Source organism: Flavobacterium sp. CG_9.10 (assembly GCF_015752245.1).
GTDB lineage: Bacteria > Bacteroidota > Bacteroidia > Flavobacteriales > Flavobacteriaceae > Flavobacterium.
Window position 1 is genome coordinate 198032 of the sequence record NZ_JADOVD010000005.1, and the last position, 16671, is coordinate 214702.

A 16671-nucleotide genomic window follows, 5' to 3' on the forward strand; every position below is an offset into this window, starting at 1 on the left:
TTTATGTCTTAAAATCTACTCATAATTTCATTTTCTGGAGGGATAGTATCGTTATTCTCGTTTTTTTATTTAAAACTATGTTGAAAAGTAATTATATTATTATTTAAAAAACTTTGTTTCTTTAGGAAATAATTATGATGTTTGCCGAATAACTAATTCAAATAATTTAATATGAGATTGAAATTCAAATGGATTTTTTCGCTATTGCTAGCGTTATCTATGCAGTTTTCTTTTGCACAAGAGAGAACTGTTTCTGGTGTTGTTTCTGGCGGGTCTGGGCCTATTCCAGGAGTAAATATTATCGTTAAGGGTACAAAAACAAGTGCACAAACTGATTTTGATGGAAAATATTCTATTAAAGCAAAGACTGGAGATGTTTTGGTTTTTTCTTTTGTGGGTATGATGGAAACTACCAAAACAGTTACTGCATCGAATGTTGTAAATGTATCAATGCAAGATGGAGTAAGTTTGAATGAGGTGATTGTTCAGACTAACTTAGGTTATTTTTCTAAAGATTCAAGAAAGTTGTCTTCCTCTGTTTCTACTGTTTCTTCAGATGAGATTACAAAACAATCTCCGGCTATAACTATTCAAAATGCGTTGCAAGGTCAAGCTGCTGGAGTACAAGTTACAGCTGCTAATGGAAAACCGGGAGCGGCAGCCTTTGTTACTGTTCGTGGAGCGGTAAGTATTACAGGTGGTTCAGCTGAGGCTATTTACGTAGTTGATGGTGCTTTTGTAAGTGGAACTGAAGCTTCGGCATTAAGTTCTAGTGACATTGAATCTGTTTCGGTATTAAAAGATGGAGCTTCTGCTGCTATCTATGGAGTTCGTGGAGGAAATGGAGTTGTTGTAATTACTACCAAAAAGGGTAAAAATGCAAAAGCTAAATTCCAATTCAATAATTCAATTGGTTTTACTGAAAAATTGAAAGATCCGTTCCGTATGATGAACGCAGATGAGAAAATCAGATACGAAGGCTTAATTGGTCAAGGTGGTTCCATAGGAAAAACTCCGGCTGAAGTGGCATTGTTGCGTTCTTATGATCACAATTGGCAAGATGATTTGCTAAGAAAAGGGTTTGTTCAAAATAATAATTTTTCTTATTCTGGTGGTAATGATCAGTTTACTAATTTTATGTCTGTTGGATATACTGAAGATTCTGGGATTATTGATAAGCTTAAAGGATTCAATAGAATTACAGCAAGATACAATAGTGAATACAAAGCTAATGAACACGTAAAATTTGGCTTTAATGTTGGGGGTTCTTATGAAAAATTTAATGATTCTAGAGACCGTAACAATGCTCAAAATCCGATTCGTGCAATGTATGATTACAATCCATATGAGCCGTTTTATGCAAGAGATGCTAATGGAAATATAGTTAATGACGTTTTGGGAAATCCGACTTATAATACAAATTTAGCTGCTGGTTTTCCTATTCAAGAAGCTATTGTAAATAATACAGAACAACGTCGTTTTTTCAGAATGTATGGTCGTCCGTATGTTGAATTAGGAATTGTAAAAGATTTAAAATTCAAAACGCAGATGAATATGAATTATGAGAGATATCAAAGAGAATCATTTACAAAACCATCCTCTTTCTTGGATTTAATTGTAGGTGATCCTGCAGCTAGAGGTTCAAAAACAGATAACGGTTGGGATTCTTTCGAGTACCAGCTAACGAACAGTTTGAATTACAAATACAGCATAAACAGTAAACACAATTTTGATGCTACTGTTTTATACGAGTATTACAAATATAACTTTAGATCCTATACTATGACTAGAAAAGGATATGTAAATGGTGATTTGCCTACTGCAGGTACTGCAGTGGTAGGTGTTCCCGCAACTGGACGTACTGAGAATGCTACAGTCAGTTTCTTTGGAAATATAGATTACGATTTTAATAATAAATATTTAGTTTCATTATATGGAAGACGAGATGGTTCATCTGTATTAGGAACTAATAATAAGTATGAATTCGCTAAAGGTGCTTCTGTTGGTTGGAATGTTACTGAAGAATCTTTTATGAGCAATGCTAAATGGCTTAATAATTTGAAATTAAGAGCTTCTTATGGAGAATTAAATTCAACAAATGGAATCGGTAGTTACAGCGCACAAAATATATTTGCAACTACTCCTTACGGAGGTGGTATAGGTACTATTCTTACAGGTAATAATGTTGGAAATAACAACCTAAAATTCGAAAAAGCAAAGAAAAGCGAGATAGGTATTGAAGCGGCGGTATTAAATAATTGGTTGACATTCTCTGGTTCTGTATTTAAGGATAAAAGAATTGGTTTCATATACAGTGATAATACTACTGTTGGAACTGGATTTTCAACACTTATTAATGCAGGAGACTGGACTTCTAAAGGTGCGGAATTGGAGTTGAAAGCTTTTGCTATTAAAAATGAAAATACTACTTTGTCTTTTTACGTTAATGCAGCTGTTTTTGATAGAAAAATTAACACATTAAACCGTCCTGAAGATCCTAACAACCAACTTATACGTGGTTTAACAGTAAATAAAGTGGGTCTTAGTCCTGATGATTTCTTCCTTGTGCCTTATGCAGGAGTTAATGCTACTAATGGTCGTGCAATGTATAGAAAATTAGATGGTACATTAACGGATGTATATAGCTCAGGTGATAGAGCATTTACTGGAAAAACTCCTTATGCTAAATATGAAGGTGGTTTTGGTATGCAGTTTGCGTATAAAGGTTTTGATTTATCAACTGACTTTGTTTTCAAACAAGGAAACTACACGTACAACTACATGTGGCAGAATATGACTGCGGATGGATCTGCACCATTTAGAAATCAAGCAGTAAATGCTTTCGATTTCTGGACTGCAACTAACACAACAGCTACATTGCCAGCTCCAAGACCAATATCAGGAATTGAGTCAAATAATGTATCTGATCGTTTCTTAGAAGACGCAAGTTACATTAGATTTAGAAATCTTAATGTTGGATACAAATTTACTAAGAAAGCGTTCCCTAATTTACCATTAGATGAGTTTAGAATTTATACTCAAATGCAAAACTTATTTACATGGTCTAAGTTTAATGGTGATCCTGAGGTAGGTATTGGTAGCGCAGAAAACCAAACTGGTACTCAAGCGAATCCATTAATTCCGGGTCAGTTTGCCCTTTATTCTTATCCTAATGTTAAAACATTCCTTTTCGGAATTTCAATTAATTTATAATTAAAATAATTATGAAAAAAATAATATACCTTTTTGCTTTATCTATCGCATTAAATTCATGCACGGATGAAGATATAACCTTTAAACCATATAATTCTGTTAGTGAGACCATCGTTCTTCGTACTGCATCTGATTTTGAAAATGCAGTAACTGGAGCATACTCTTACATGATTAAAAATGGTGGTGCAGGTGGTTACGGATCAGAATTTATTATCGATTCTGAAGTAATGACTGACAACGTTATCTTAAGTGTGGAAGGACGTCAATCTAACGCAAGTGGTTTTAGATTACTTTCTGTGCCTAACAGTTCACATTTTGAATATTACAACAGTGCTTATAGAGCTGCTGAGGCTGCAAGTAGAGTAATTAATAATATTACCAATATTCCTCAAGATGCAGCTAGAGATAATATTGAAGGTCAAGCTCGTTTTATTAGAGCATTAAACAACTTTGACATGGCTAGGATTTATTCTAAAATCCCGACACAATCCACTGATGCTAATGCTTCTTTAGGGATGTATTACCTAGATGTTGTAGCGCCTTTTTCTAAGCCTACAAGACCAACAGTTGCGGATTCGTACACGAAGATTTTAGCAGATTTGCTGATTGCAAAAGACAAAATCGGAACAAGCAATACGTATGCATCTGGAAAAGCTTCTAAAGCTGCAGTATATGCTTTGTTATCTAGAGTGTATTTGTACATGGGTGACTATCCTAAGGTAATTGAATTTGGGAATCTTGCGATAGCTGGAAATACGGTTTGTCCTCGAGCTAACATGGTTGGTTTGTGGGATGATGTATATACTTCGACCGGTTCGGGTGTTTTATTTAGATTAAGAATTGATCAAGTGGATGGTGTTACTCCAGGTACTGTTTGGTCACAAACAGTTACGCAAGGTATTCGTTCTGAGTATGTAGTGCCTAAAAGTTTTGCAGATTTATTTATTGCAACTGATATCAGGAAAGCTGCTTACATGAAAACTAGTGCTTACAATGGTAAGATACAAAATCATGTGATTAAGTATGATGGTAGATTAACAGGTAACCCTGCTATTGTTGATATTAAAGTATTGCGTTTAGAAGAAGTTTATTTAAACATGGCAGAGGCGCAATATAGAATTAATGGTGGAGGTTTGACTTTCCTAGATGCAGTAAGATCTCAAAGATATTCTTCATTCGTGACTGGAAATGAAACAGGTGCAGCATTACTAAATGCTATTTTACTTGAAAGAAGGTTAGAGTTATCATTTGAAATGGATCGTTTCTTTACTTTAAAGAGATTAGGTCAATCGATGGTGAGAAACGCTGTTGAAGGAGATTATGCAGATGGTACTGGGACTAAAGTAGAAACTATAGCTCTAACAATTCCTGCTGGTAACTATAAATGGCAACTTCCTGTTCCACAATCTGAAATAGATTTGAACAGTAACTTAAAGCAAAATCCAGGTTACTAGTTTGTGAATAAAAACAAATATAAACAGCCTCCCTTTTTTAATCATTTGGGAGGTTTTTTTATTTTCAATAAATTATAATAACCTAACCTCGATCGAAATCTAATTACTAATTTTTTTAAAAATGAAAAAAATATTATTTTTTATATTCATATTTCAACTATCTGTTGCTCAGAATGTAGAAGAACGAAATAAGATTAAACAATCTTACAATAAAGAAAAGATTACTAATTTCACGGCTAATTTATTAGAGTCTCAAAAAGAACAAAAAAAAAGCATTCAAGCCTATAAACTTAAGTATAAGCTAGTGGACTCAGAAACTAGCTCTCTTCAGCGCATTTACGATGGTTTGCCTTTTTTTTATACCGTTGAAAATGATGAGTCGATAGTGACAATTCGTGCAAATTCTTTGCAACCTAATGGTGATTTAGGACTTAATCTTACAGGTTTTGGTATTACTGCTGGAGTTTGGGACGGAGGTAAAGTTAGAGAAACGCATCAGGAATTATCGGGATCAAAGATAGTATTTGGTGATGGGGCATCCTCTTTTAGTGCGCATTCTACGCATGTTACTGGTACTATTTGTGCTAAAGGTTTTGTTCCAAGGGCAAGAGGTTTTGCTTATCAAGCAAAAGCTAAAACTTTTTTTTGGGACAGTGACGTTGAAGAAATGACAACTTTTGGAGGTGAAGGTTATTTAGTTTCAAACCATTCCTATGGTTATGGTATTACAAATTCTTTTCCTACTTCTAGATTTGGTTATTATGATCAAACATCAGCTGATTTTGATAAAATTTCTGAAGTATTCCCGTATTATCAAATTGTTATTGCAGCAGGAAATTCAAGAAATAGCTCGCATCCACAAATCAATGCTAAAGGTGGTTTTGACATGCTGTCCGGTAGTGCTGTTTCTAAAAATTCTCTTGTCGTAGCAGCTGTAAATTCTGTTCCTTTATACAATGGTCCTTCCAGTGTTGCAATGAGTTCTTTTAGTAATTATGGACCAACGGATGATGGACGAATAAAACCAGACATCAGCGCAAAAGGAGTTGGGGTGTATTCTTGTAATTTCTTAACAGATTCTACGTACGAGATTTTAAGTGGTACTTCAATGGCAGCACCAGCAATTACAGGACTAATAGTATTATTGCAACAACATTACAATAACTTAAATAAAGTATTCATGAAGGCTGCAACTGTTCGAGGACTTTTATGTCATAGCGCGGATGAAGCAGGAGTATCTAATGGACCGGATTACGAATATGGTTGGGGTTTAGCTAATGGTAAAGAAGCAGCTAAATTGATAAGCTCAAACGGAACTTCATCATTAATTTTAGAAACGTCTTTGAGTGACAAGGTAGCCTTTACAAAACAAGTTACTGTCTCTGGTGGACGACCATTGGTGATTTCAATTGCTTGGACTGATCCAGTTGGTTTTGGATCTGTTGTAACTCCAATTACTGAAGACAATAGAACCCCCAATTTAGTTAATAATTTAGATCTTAAAATAATTGATAATAGTGGTACTGTCTATTATCCGTGGAAATTAGATCCTACATCTCTTAATAATGGTGCTACCCAAAACTCTGATAATAATGTCGATAACATAGAGAAAGTATTTATCGAAAATGCCCCTGCTGGAAAGTATACAATTCAAGTGACTAACAAGGGAACATTGTCTGGAGGGACTCAAGATTTCACTTTGATTGGTGAGGGTTTTAATAATCTGAATTTAGCCTCTTCTGATTTTGAGATAAATGATGCTATTAGCTTATACCCTAATCCTACTCAGGAAAATCTATTTTTTGACTTACCAGCTGCTTTTTCGCCTACTTATATTATGATTTATGATGTAACAGGCAAATTAATTCGTACTTTAATATATGAACAAAAAAATAATGTCAAAGTTTCTGATCTTTCCTCTGGAATGTATTTTATTAAATTTAGTAGTGAAGGTAAAACTATTAATTCAAAGTTTTTAAAGAAATAGAGAGCAAGATTTCCAAATTAAATAAAAATCATCCACTTATACTGGATGTTTTTTTTTTATGATGATTATCATTTACCTTTACCCTGATTTTTATTATAAAACAATTGCCTAACTATATCCTTTTCAAATGAGAATTTTCCTTTTTTTTATTTTTGTATCATTCTCCACTATGCTATTTTCTCAAGAAAGAAATAGTCAAAATTTAGACTCCAATAGTAAATACAATAGGTCTGACACTATAAAAAAAGCGAAACAACCAGTTGCCACAATCGATTTGTATCGTGTGATTACGATAGACCGCGATACCACTTATATTGACACCTCACTTACCATTAAGAGAGAGTACAGCCATAATTATTTGAGAAAAGATACTTTTGGACTGTTAGCTTTTGCGAATGACGGTCAAACCTACAATACGCTTCAGTATAGTTTAACTGATTTTTCTGCTTTTCCTGAGTTTGGATTCAAAGCAAAACATTTCAATTTTTTGGAAGCAAACCAAATACGATACTACTCTGTGGCAACTCCTATAACAGAATTGTATTTTAAGACGACAATCAAAAAAGGACAGTCGGCAGATTCATTTATTACTTTAAATACTTCTGAAAACCTTAATTTTTCTATTGCTTATAAAGGATTGCGCTCTGAGGGACAATACATAAATCAATTAGCAAGCACGGGGAATTTTAGATTTACTGTGAGTTATAATACTAAAAACAAGCGATATTATTCCAATGCGCATTACACCTATCAAGACATTTTAAATCAAGAAAATGGGGGAATCACCACAAATAATGATTTTGAAAGTGAAGATCCAAATTTTAATAATAGACAAAGACTGGAAGTCTTTTTAAACGATGCTAAATCATTTCTTAAGGGGAAAAGAATTTTTGTAGATCACAATTTTAGAATTAATCCTACCAAAGGAGCTAATAATTTATATATAGCGCACCAATTCAATTACGAAAATAAATTTTTCGAATACAATCAGGCTACAGTTCCTTCCAATGTTGGTTCTCAAACTGTTTATCGCTTTGGTGCTTCTTTTGTAGGCAGCGGGATCAACGATCAAACCCATTATAATAAAATGTATAATAAACTGGGGTTAATTTACGAGAACACGACTCTTGGGAAATTTCAGTTTTTTGCAGAAGATTTTAGATCAAACTATTTCTACAATCAGATTTTGATTTTTGACAATAAAACAGTTCCAAGCTCTTTGAGCCAAAATATAAACAATGTTGGAGGTCAATATGAGTATCAAAAAAATAAGTGGAATGGGAAATTTTTATATTCAAGATCCGTTACAAATCAATCTTTGTCGAATTTAGACGCCAAGTTGAAATACGATTACAATGATGAAACGGAATTAACATTTTCATATCAAAATATAAACAAATTGCCAAATAACAATTATGATTTGTATCAAAGTAGTTACGTACAGTACAATTGGTCTAATGATTTCAAGAATGAAAAAATAAATTCTGTATCAGCTAATGCCGTGACTCCTTGGGTTAACGCGTCGCTCCAATATTCGATATTAAACGATCACCTTTATTTTGCAGATGTTTCTACAGATGCCCAAATATTGGCCCGTACCCAAATAATTGCGCCAGCACAATACGACAAAACCATAAATTATCTATCCATAAAAGCCAGCAGAGAATTTAATTTTGGGAATTTTGCTTTAGATAATTCTATTTTATATCAAAAAGTGGGTCAACAGGACAAAATCCTAAACGTTCCTCAAATTGTAACGAGAAATACTTTTTACTACTCCAATTATTTTTTCAAAAAGAATGCATTATTTTTGCAAACTGGCATCTCACTGAATTATTTCACTAAATACCTAGGAAATGAGTACAATCCTGTAATTGGAGAATTTTTTGTTCAAAACAAAAAAGAAATTGGCAATTATCCAAACCTTGATTTTTTCATTAATGCAAAGATTCAAAGAACCCGGATTTATTTCAAAGCTGAACACTTCAATTCTTCGTTGACAGGAAATAATTTTTATTCGTCACCTAACAATCCGTACCGTGATTTTACAATCCGTTTTGGGTTAGTTTGGAATTTCTTCAATTAATTTTAGTAGCGAAAGATTAGGCATTTTAGCAGTGATACTTCCTGCTATCAGCTATATCTCTCCACTGCGTTGCGAGGATGCCTCCCGACGCTTCGGGACCATCAGGGCTAAAAAGGTAGGAATTTGCTAATTGCTAAACATTTTTTTAATTCTATCTTTGCATCATTAACAGATTTCGGTAAACTTATACACTCAAATGAAATATTCAGAAAATATATTAGGCACCATAGGGAACACGCCATTAGTAAAACTTAATAAAGTGGTTGCTGGTGTGGATGCATTAGTACTTGCTAAAGTGGAGACTTTTAATCCGGGAAATTCAGTAAAAGACAGAATGGCCGTGAAAATGATTGCTGATGCCGAAGCTGACGGTCGATTAAAACCAGGAGGAACTATTATTGAAGGAACTTCAGGAAATACAGGAATGGGATTAGCTTTAGTCGCTATTATAAAAGGATATAAATTGATTTGTGTGATTTCTGACAAGCAATCCAAAGAGAAAATGGACATCCTTCGTGCTGTAGGCGCAAAGGTGGTCGTATGCCCTACTGATGTGGAGCCAACAGATCCACGTTCTTATTATTCAGTTTCAAAAAGACTGGCGGAAGAAACACCTAATTCCTGGTATGTAAATCAGTATGATAATCCATCAAATGCAATTGCGCATTATGAACAAACAGGACCTGAAATTTGGGAACAAACCGATGGGAAAATTACTCATTTTGTTTCTGGTGTGGGTACTGGAGGAACAATTTCTGGTGTTGGAAAATACTTGAAAGAGAAAAACCCAAATATTAAAATTTGGGGAATTGATACGTATGGTTCTGTATTTAAAAAATATCATGAAACAGGAATATTCGACGAAAATGAAATCTATTCCTACATCACAGAAGGAATTGGTGAAGACATTTTGCCTGAAAATGTAGACTTCTCCGTGATAGATGGATTTACAAAAGTAACCGATAAAGATGCCGCAGTTTATACTCGTAAAATAGCTCTTGAAGAAGGTATCTTTGTTGGAAATTCAGCAGGTGCGGCTATAAAAGGATTGTTGCAACTTAAAGAACATTTCAAACCGGAAGATGTAGTTGTGGTTTTATTCCACGATTCTGGAAGTCGTTATGTGGGTAAAATGTTCAATGACGATTGGATGCGTGAAAGAGGTTTTCTTGACGAAGAAATTACAAAGGCCGAAGATGTTATCAAAGATCATATCGATAAACCATTAGTAATTGTTCGTACGGAAGAATTAGTTTCTCACGCTATTGAACGTATGCGTAAATATAAAATCTCTCAAATACCAGTGATTGATATTACAGGATTTGTTGGTTCTGTTGATGAATCTGATTTGTTTCAAAGCTATGTTTCGGACAAAGATGTAGCCGATAAACCAATTAGGGAAGTTATGGGTAAACCCTACCCAATTGTTAAACTTGGGACAGCTATAGAAGAAGTTTCGAAACTATTCACCAAAGACAATCAAGCCGTTTTGGTTGATTTAGGAAATGGGAAACATCATATTATCACAAAATATGATATTATTGGTTCGATAAAATAGATTTTCAGTCACAAATATTAAATTATACAGCACGAATTTCACTGTTTTTGAAGGTGAAATTCGTGTTTTTCTTTAGACTTAAATAACAAAATGCAATGAATTTTACAGCAATAGATTTTGAAACTGCAACTGCATTCCATCCTTGTTCTGTGGGGATTGTTACTGTTGAAAACGGAGTGATAGTGGATGAATTTGTAAGCCTGATAAAACCCCCAAATAATTTATATTCCCCTTTTACGATACAAGTCCATGGAATTTATCCGCGAGACACCATGAATGCAAAAACCTTTGCGCAAGTATTTCCTGAAATCAAAAAAAGGCTCGAAAATAGAGTGGTTGTAGCTCATAACGAAAGTTTTGACAGAAACGTTTTGGCTAAATCGATGGCGCTTTATGGTTTGGATTACGCTGATTTGAATATTGCTTCTCGTTGGGAATGCACCGTGAAAATTTATAAAGCCAAAGGATTAAAACCAACCAAATTAAGTGATTGTTGCCGTGAAATGAAAATTCAGCTAAACCATCATGAAGCTCTATCTGATGCTCGTGCTTGCGCCAAATTGTACATGTTACGTTAGATTTGGCTTTTTGGTCTAAAATTGATTTTGTAAAAAGGTAGGAGTTATTGTATATTTTAGTACTTTAGTTGTTCCTCTTTTTATCAATAATCAAAATAGTCTTAAAAATGAAAGAAGATTTTCTCCATTACCTGTGGAAATTCAAAAAGTTTGACACCATAAATTTGAAAACTTCGAACGAAGAGGAAATCACAATCATCAATGTTGGACAATATTTGGAACTAGCCGGCCCTGATTTTTTCAATGCCCAAATTACCATTGGCAATCAAAAATGGGCTGGAAATGTGGAAATTCATCTTAAATCTTCGGATTGGTATGTGCATCATCATGAGAGAGATTCGGCATATGAAAACGTAATTCTTCATGTCGTTTGGGAACATGACACTGAGATTTATAGAAGCAATAACACTGAAATTCCGGTATTGGAACTCAAAAAATATGTTGAAAAAGCAACGGTAGCTAATTACAAATCGTTATTGTCTCCAAAATCATGGATTTTTTGCGAAAAGCAACTAAAAGACATCAACGAATTTACTTTTAAAAACTGGCAGGAACGGTTGTTTTTTGAGCGATTAGAAAGAAAATCAAAACCAATATTTGATTTATTAGAGCAAACAAATTCGGATTGGGAGGCTGTTTTATTTATCCTTTTAGCGAAAAATTTCGGGCTGAATACCAATGGAGAGATTTTTATGACAATTGCCCATTCGATCCCTTTTTCCGTAATAAGGAAAGAAAGTTTTGAAGTCGAAAATTTAGAAGCTTTGCTTTTAGGTACGGCTGGTTTGTTGGATTCAGAAAAAGAAGATAATTATTTTAAAGATTTAAAATTTCGGTATTATTACCTTTTACATAAATATCAGATAGAGAAAAATTCCATTGAACCAGTGCAGTTTTTTAAGCACCGACCAGATAATTTTCCAACAATCCGATTGTCTCAATTAGCTAATTTATACCATAGTCAGCAGAATTTATTTTCAAAAATCAGCACTGTAAGCTCACTAGTGAATACTTATAGGATATTTGAAGTTTCTGCTTCTGAATATTGGCAAAACCATTATCAGTTTGATAAAGATAGTCCAAAGAAAAAGAAAGCACTTTCGAAATCATTTATCGATTTACTTGTCATAAATACAATAATTCCGCTTCAGTTTGCTTACGCAAAAAGTCAGGGAAAGGAAGTTTCTGAAGATTTATTATGTTTAGTAAATGAGGTCCCCCCCGAAAAAAATGCAATTATAGATAAATTTTCTTCTTTTGGAATAAAATCGAAGAATGCTTTTGAAACGCAATCGCTTCTACAACTCAAAAATGAATATTGCAATAAAAGTAAATGTTTGGAGTGCGCTGTGGGGATGGAATTATTAAAAAGCAATTAGAAATGAGATAACTATAAAATTTCGTAATTTTGCCGGTAACTTACAATTCATCAAAATGTCTGCGATAATAAAACTAAAATTCTTTTTTGAAAAACATGGTTTTCATGTTTCTTCACGTTTAGCTGACACATTGGGAATGCGTGCCAGTAGCGTTAGGCTGTTTTTTATATACTTGTCGTTTGTTACTGCTGGATTGTGGTTTGCCGTGTATTTGACGTTGGCTTTTTGGATCCGCTTGAAAGATTTAATTCGAGCCAAACGCACATCGGTTTTCGACTTGTAATCGAAACCAAAATATAAAAAAAGGGACTATAAAGGTAATGCACTTTATAGTCCCTTTTTAATTTATTTAAAGAAAATTATTCTTTTGGATTGTTCAATACGCTATTCTTTTTACCGTAAATAAAATAGATTATTACACCTATAGCCATCCAAGCGAAAAGTCTTAGCCAGTTTGTCCAACCTAAACCTGCCATCATCAATACGCAAGTGATAACCCCTAAAATTGGAACTAAAGGCACCCATGGCGTTTTGAATTCTCTTACCATATTTGGTTCTTTTTTTCTAAGAATTATAACAGATACACATACAAGTGAAAATGCAAATAACGTTCCTATACTGGTCATATCTCCTACAATATCTCCTGGAATAAAGGCTGCAAATAATCCAACAATTACTAAAATTGCAATATTTGCTTTATATGGAGTTTTGTATTTTGAATGCAAATCGCTGAATGCTTTTGGTAATAAACCATCTTTACCCATAGCATAAAATACTCTGGATTGTCCTAATAACATCACTAAAATCACAGATGAGAATCCTGCTAATATGGCAATAGTTACTAATTGACCTAACCACGCATAACCGATCATATATTTATTGATTGCAAAAGCTACAGAAGCTTCTTTTCCACCAGTTCTAAAATCATCTACTGTGGCTACTCCAGTCAATACATGAGCAAAAAGGATGTATAACACGGTACAAACTGCAAGTGATCCTAATATCCCTATGGGCATATTTCTTTTAGGGTTTTTAGTTTCTTGTGCAGCAGTACTTACGGCGTCAAAACCAATAAAGGCAAAAAACACAGTTCCTGCAGCTCCAATTATTCCCCAAAAACCACCAAAATTATGATCGATACCATGTTCATCTGTAAAAATTGAACTTGCTGGGATATAAGGTGTATGATTTGCTGGATTAATAAAATTCCAACCAACAACAATAATTAATATTACAATAACAACTTTTACAACTACGATGATTCCGTTTACAAAAGCTGATTCTTGAATTCCTTTTATCAATAATAAACTGATAACCGCGACAATAAATAAAGCGGGTAAGTTGATTATTCCATGTTCTCCAGTTACCAAATCTGATTGAAATGGTGAATGAGAAAGAGAATAAGGAATTGGACTCATATGGAGCACATTAATCAGCAAATTGTTTAGATATTCACTCCAGGCGATTCCTACCGTTGCAGCTCCTACAGCATATTCAAGGATTAAATCCCAACCAATAATCCAGGCTAAAAATTCACCCATGGTGGCATAAGTATACGTATAAGCACTACCCGAAATTGGAATTGAAGAAGATAGTTCTGCATAGCATAATCCAGCTAAGGCGCATCCAATTGCTGCAACAATAAATGCTATTGTTACTGATGGCCCTGCATTTTGTGAGGCAGCCATGGCAGTTCTTACAAATAATCCTGCACCTATAATGGCGCCAATTCCTAATGCGATTAATGACCAAGCGGTTAGTGTTCTTTTTAATCCCTTTTCAGAATCGGCTGCTTCTGCTAAAAGCTGAGCCAATGGTTTTCTTTTCCAAATAGACATGTTTTATGGTTTTTTTTGTTATTAAGGTCCAAATGTATTCTTTTTTATAAAAAATAAAAACAATAATTAAGTTTTAAGTTGTTAAAACTGTGATTTTAATTTTTTTTGAGATGTAATTAGGAGGTAAGCTTTTTTTCTACCCATAAATTTGAAGGTTTAAGTGGTTCGTAATAACAATTTTGAGTGGACTTTCTAAATATTGTTTAAAGTGATTGGTGAGTCCTAAAATATTTCCTATTTTTAAAGTTCGCAAAAATCAATTTGTTAGATTTAATTAATTCGAATGGCATTTAATACAATAAATGAATATTTTAATTTTACACGAGAGCAACGTAAAGGTATTTTTGTATTAGTTGCAATTATTGTCGTTTTACAGCTGCTTTATTTTTATGTTGATTTTAGTGTTTTGGCAAAAGACTTTCCAGAGAAACGGAAATGGCTGTCACTTCAATCTCAAATTGATTCCATGAAAATGGATCGTAAAACCGAATCTCCTAAAATTTATCTTTTTAATCCAAATTTCATCACAGACTATAAAGGATACAAACTGGGAATGTCTGTTAAAGAATTAGATCGACTTTTTGCTTTTAGAAAAGAAAATAAATACGTTAATTCGTCTAAAGAATTTCAGCAGGTAACACAAATTTCTGATTCTTTGTTAAATGTGATGGCTCCGTTTTTCAAGTTTCCGGATTGGGTTAATAATAAAAAACAGTTTAAAGTCTATGAAAAATATCCAAATATGGCTTTCACCAAAAAGGAAAAAATAGTCTTTATCGATATCAATGAGGCTACACAGGAAAATCTAATAAAAATATACGGAATAGGAGAGGCTATTTCACTTCGTATTTTAAAGCTAAAAGAAAGTCTTGGAGGTTTTGTTTCTATGGAACAGATGAATGACGTTTGGGGATTATCTCCTGAGGTTATTGCCAACTTGAATACTCATTTCAAAGTTTTAGCGCAACCAAAAATTAAAAAAATAGATATTAATAACGCTTCATTAAAGGAACTTTCTCAATTTTCTTATTTCAGATACCCGTTGGCAAAAGAAATTGTAACGTATAGAAGTATGAACGGAGATATTAAAAATATTGAGGATTTAACAAAAATTAAGGGTTTTTCTGTTGATAAAGCAAAGATAATTGCCTTATATTTGGACTTTAATTAGAAGTTTATAATTTGCTGCATTAAAATTGTTTAAATTACTGCAAAATGGATGTTTTGTTGTACATTTTTTTTAAAACTGTCGCTTTATTGTGAAACTCAAAAAAACTTATATCTGAAATAGAAAGCTGCTGCTTTTTGTTTCAATCACTTAAATTTGTTAAAGAAAATACTAGTTATATGAATTCAATTTATTTTACAGAAGAACATCAATCATTTAGAAACAGTTTAAAAGATTTTTTACAAAAAGAAGTCGTGCCTCATATTGAAAAATGGGAGAAAACAGGCGCTATTGAACGCTTTATATGGAAAAAGTTTGGAGAAATGGGCTTTTTCGGAATAGGCTATCCGGAGGCTTATGGAGGATTGAATTTAGATTTATTTTATACCGTTATTTTTTTAGAAGAACTTCAAAAAATTAAATCATCTGGTTTTGCGGCTGCTATGTGGGCACATTCTTATTTAGCTATGACCCATTTGAACGCAGAAGGTGACGAAAGAATAAAACAAGATTATTTAGCTCCAAGTATTGCTGGGGAAAAAATAGGTGCGTTGTGTATAACAGAACCATTTGGCGGTAGTGATGTTGCTGGTATGCGTACTAATGCAGTAAGAAAAGGAGATAAATATATTATCAATGGTTCTAAAACATTCATTACGAACGGTATTTATGCAGACTATTACATTGTTGCTGCAAAAACAAGTCCTGAGCTTGGGAATAAAGGAATAAGTATCTTTTTGATGGATAGCAACTTGAAAGGTGTTTCTGCTGTTAAACTTGATAAGTTAGGTTGGAGAGCTTCAGATACTGCAGAAATAGCATTTGATAACGTGGAAATTCCGGTAGAGAATTTGATGGGAGAAGAAGGAAAAGGGTTTCCATATATTATGCAACATTTTGCTTTGGAGCGTTTGATTATGGCTATAAATGCTCATGCAAGAGCGGAGTATGCAATTGATTATACAATTGAATACATGTCGCATCGCGAGGCTTTTGGAAAAAAAATAAATAAGTTTCAGGCCTTGAGACATACCATAGTTGAACATGCAACAGAAGTAGAGCATTGTAAAGTCTTTAATTATGCTGCTGTAGCGCGATTAGACAAAGGAGAATATGTAGTTAAAGAGGCAACTATGGCTAAATTAAAATCTACGAAAGTTGCCGATGAAACAATTTACAGTTGTTTACAAATGCTGGGAGGTTATGGTTATATGGAAGAATATCCTTTAGCACGTTTGTTTAGAGACAGTCGCTTAGGACCAATCGGAGGTGGAACTTCGGAAATTCTTAAGGAGATATTAGCAAAAATGATAATTGATAAACAGGATTATAAGCCAGCGGTGAAATAGTAGCACAATCAAAATAAAAAAAATCATTGATGACCACATGTTTTTATGTTATATTGGTTTG

General features: G+C 33.6%; 11 protein-coding genes. 10 read left to right on the top strand and 1 reads right to left on the bottom strand.

Annotation, left to right across the window (positions count from 1 at the left end):
- The first annotated feature begins 171 nt into the window (after window positions 1–171).
- The 8 genes from IWX84_RS06220 (at window position 172) to IWX84_RS06255 (ending at window position 12538) form a co-directional block, all read left to right on the top strand.
- On the top strand, window positions 172–3213 hold the full coding sequence (locus tag IWX84_RS06220) for a SusC/RagA family TonB-linked outer membrane protein (RefSeq protein ID WP_196849880.1): 3042 nt from the start codon (window positions 172–174) through the stop codon (window positions 3211–3213).
- A gap of 11 nt (window positions 3214–3224) precedes the next feature.
- On the top strand, window positions 3225–4667 hold the full coding sequence (locus tag IWX84_RS06225; RefSeq protein WP_196849881.1) for a RagB/SusD family nutrient uptake outer membrane protein: 1443 nt from the start codon (window positions 3225–3227) through the stop codon (window positions 4665–4667).
- 121 nt (window positions 4668–4788) lie between these two features.
- Window positions 4789–6654 carry a S8 family serine peptidase gene (locus IWX84_RS06230; protein WP_196849882.1) on the top strand — a complete coding sequence of 622 codons (1866 nt, stop codon included), beginning with the start codon at window positions 4789–4791 and terminating at the stop codon, window positions 6652–6654.
- Window positions 6655–6781: 127 nt separating this feature from the next.
- Window positions 6782–8740 (top strand): putative porin, encoded by a 1959-nt coding sequence (locus IWX84_RS06235; protein ID WP_196849883.1) that lies wholly within the window; start codon window positions 6782–6784, stop codon window positions 8738–8740.
- Between the two features lie 196 nt (window positions 8741–8936).
- Complete coding sequence (locus IWX84_RS06240; protein WP_196849884.1) at window positions 8937–10298, top strand: pyridoxal-phosphate dependent enzyme; 1362 nt, start codon at window positions 8937–8939, stop codon at window positions 10296–10298.
- Between the two features lie 95 nt (window positions 10299–10393).
- The gene (locus IWX84_RS06245; protein WP_196849885.1) at window positions 10394–10876 is read left to right on the top strand and encodes a 3'-5' exonuclease; all 483 of its coding nucleotides are present in this window, start codon (window positions 10394–10396) and stop codon (window positions 10874–10876) included.
- Between the two features lie 107 nt (window positions 10877–10983).
- Window positions 10984–12255 (top strand): DUF2851 family protein, encoded by a 1272-nt coding sequence (locus IWX84_RS06250; RefSeq protein WP_196849886.1) that lies wholly within the window; start codon window positions 10984–10986, stop codon window positions 12253–12255.
- A 55-nt stretch (window positions 12256–12310) separates the two neighbouring features.
- Window positions 12311–12538, top strand: coding sequence for a PspC family transcriptional regulator (locus tag IWX84_RS06255; RefSeq protein WP_066082307.1), 228 nt, complete (start codon window positions 12311–12313; stop codon window positions 12536–12538).
- 76 nt (window positions 12539–12614) lie between these two features.
- Here IWX84_RS06255 and IWX84_RS06260 read toward each other — a convergent pair whose 3' ends face one another.
- Window positions 12615–14093, bottom strand: a complete 1479-nt coding sequence (locus tag IWX84_RS06260) for an amino acid permease (RefSeq protein ID WP_196849887.1) — start codon at window positions 14091–14093, stop codon at window positions 12615–12617.
- A gap of 283 nt (window positions 14094–14376) precedes the next feature.
- Between IWX84_RS06260 and IWX84_RS06265 the strand changes: the two genes are divergently transcribed.
- Window positions 14377–15264 carry a ComEA family DNA-binding protein gene (locus IWX84_RS06265; protein ID WP_196849888.1) on the top strand — a complete coding sequence of 296 codons (888 nt, stop codon included), beginning with the start codon at window positions 14377–14379 and terminating at the stop codon, window positions 15262–15264.
- A gap of 176 nt (window positions 15265–15440) precedes the next feature.
- Complete coding sequence (locus tag IWX84_RS06270; protein WP_196849889.1) at window positions 15441–16610, top strand: acyl-CoA dehydrogenase family protein; 1170 nt, start codon at window positions 15441–15443, stop codon at window positions 16608–16610.
- Window positions 16611–16671 lie beyond the last annotated feature (61 nt).

What these genes read in the sequence shown, in the direction of transcription:
- IWX84_RS06235 (WP_196849883.1), top strand. Translation starts at nt 6,782, where the DNA reads ATGAGAATTTTCCTTTTTTTTATTTTTGTATCATTCTCCACTATGCTA.
- IWX84_RS06230 (WP_196849882.1), top strand. Translation starts at nt 4,789, where the DNA reads ATGAAAAAAATATTATTTTTTATATTCATATTTCAACTATCTGTTGCT.
- IWX84_RS06220 (WP_196849880.1), top strand. Translation starts at nt 172, where the DNA reads ATGAGATTGAAATTCAAATGGATTTTTTCGCTATTGCTAGCGTTATCT.
- IWX84_RS06260 (WP_196849887.1), bottom strand. Translation starts at nt 14,093, where the DNA reads ATGTCTATTTGGAAAAGAAAACCATTGGCTCAGCTTTTAGCAGAAGCA.
- IWX84_RS06225 (WP_196849881.1), top strand. Translation starts at nt 3,225, where the DNA reads ATGAAAAAAATAATATACCTTTTTGCTTTATCTATCGCATTAAATTCA.
- IWX84_RS06240 (WP_196849884.1), top strand. Translation starts at nt 8,937, where the DNA reads ATGAAATATTCAGAAAATATATTAGGCACCATAGGGAACACGCCATTA.
- IWX84_RS06270 (WP_196849889.1), top strand. Translation starts at nt 15,441, where the DNA reads ATGAATTCAATTTATTTTACAGAAGAACATCAATCATTTAGAAACAGT.
- IWX84_RS06265 (WP_196849888.1), top strand. Translation starts at nt 14,377, where the DNA reads ATGGCATTTAATACAATAAATGAATATTTTAATTTTACACGAGAGCAA.
- IWX84_RS06255 (WP_066082307.1), top strand. Translation starts at nt 12,311, where the DNA reads ATGTCTGCGATAATAAAACTAAAATTCTTTTTTGAAAAACATGGTTTT.
- IWX84_RS06245 (WP_196849885.1), top strand. Translation starts at nt 10,394, where the DNA reads ATGAATTTTACAGCAATAGATTTTGAAACTGCAACTGCATTCCATCCT.
- IWX84_RS06250 (WP_196849886.1), top strand. Translation starts at nt 10,984, where the DNA reads ATGAAAGAAGATTTTCTCCATTACCTGTGGAAATTCAAAAAGTTTGAC.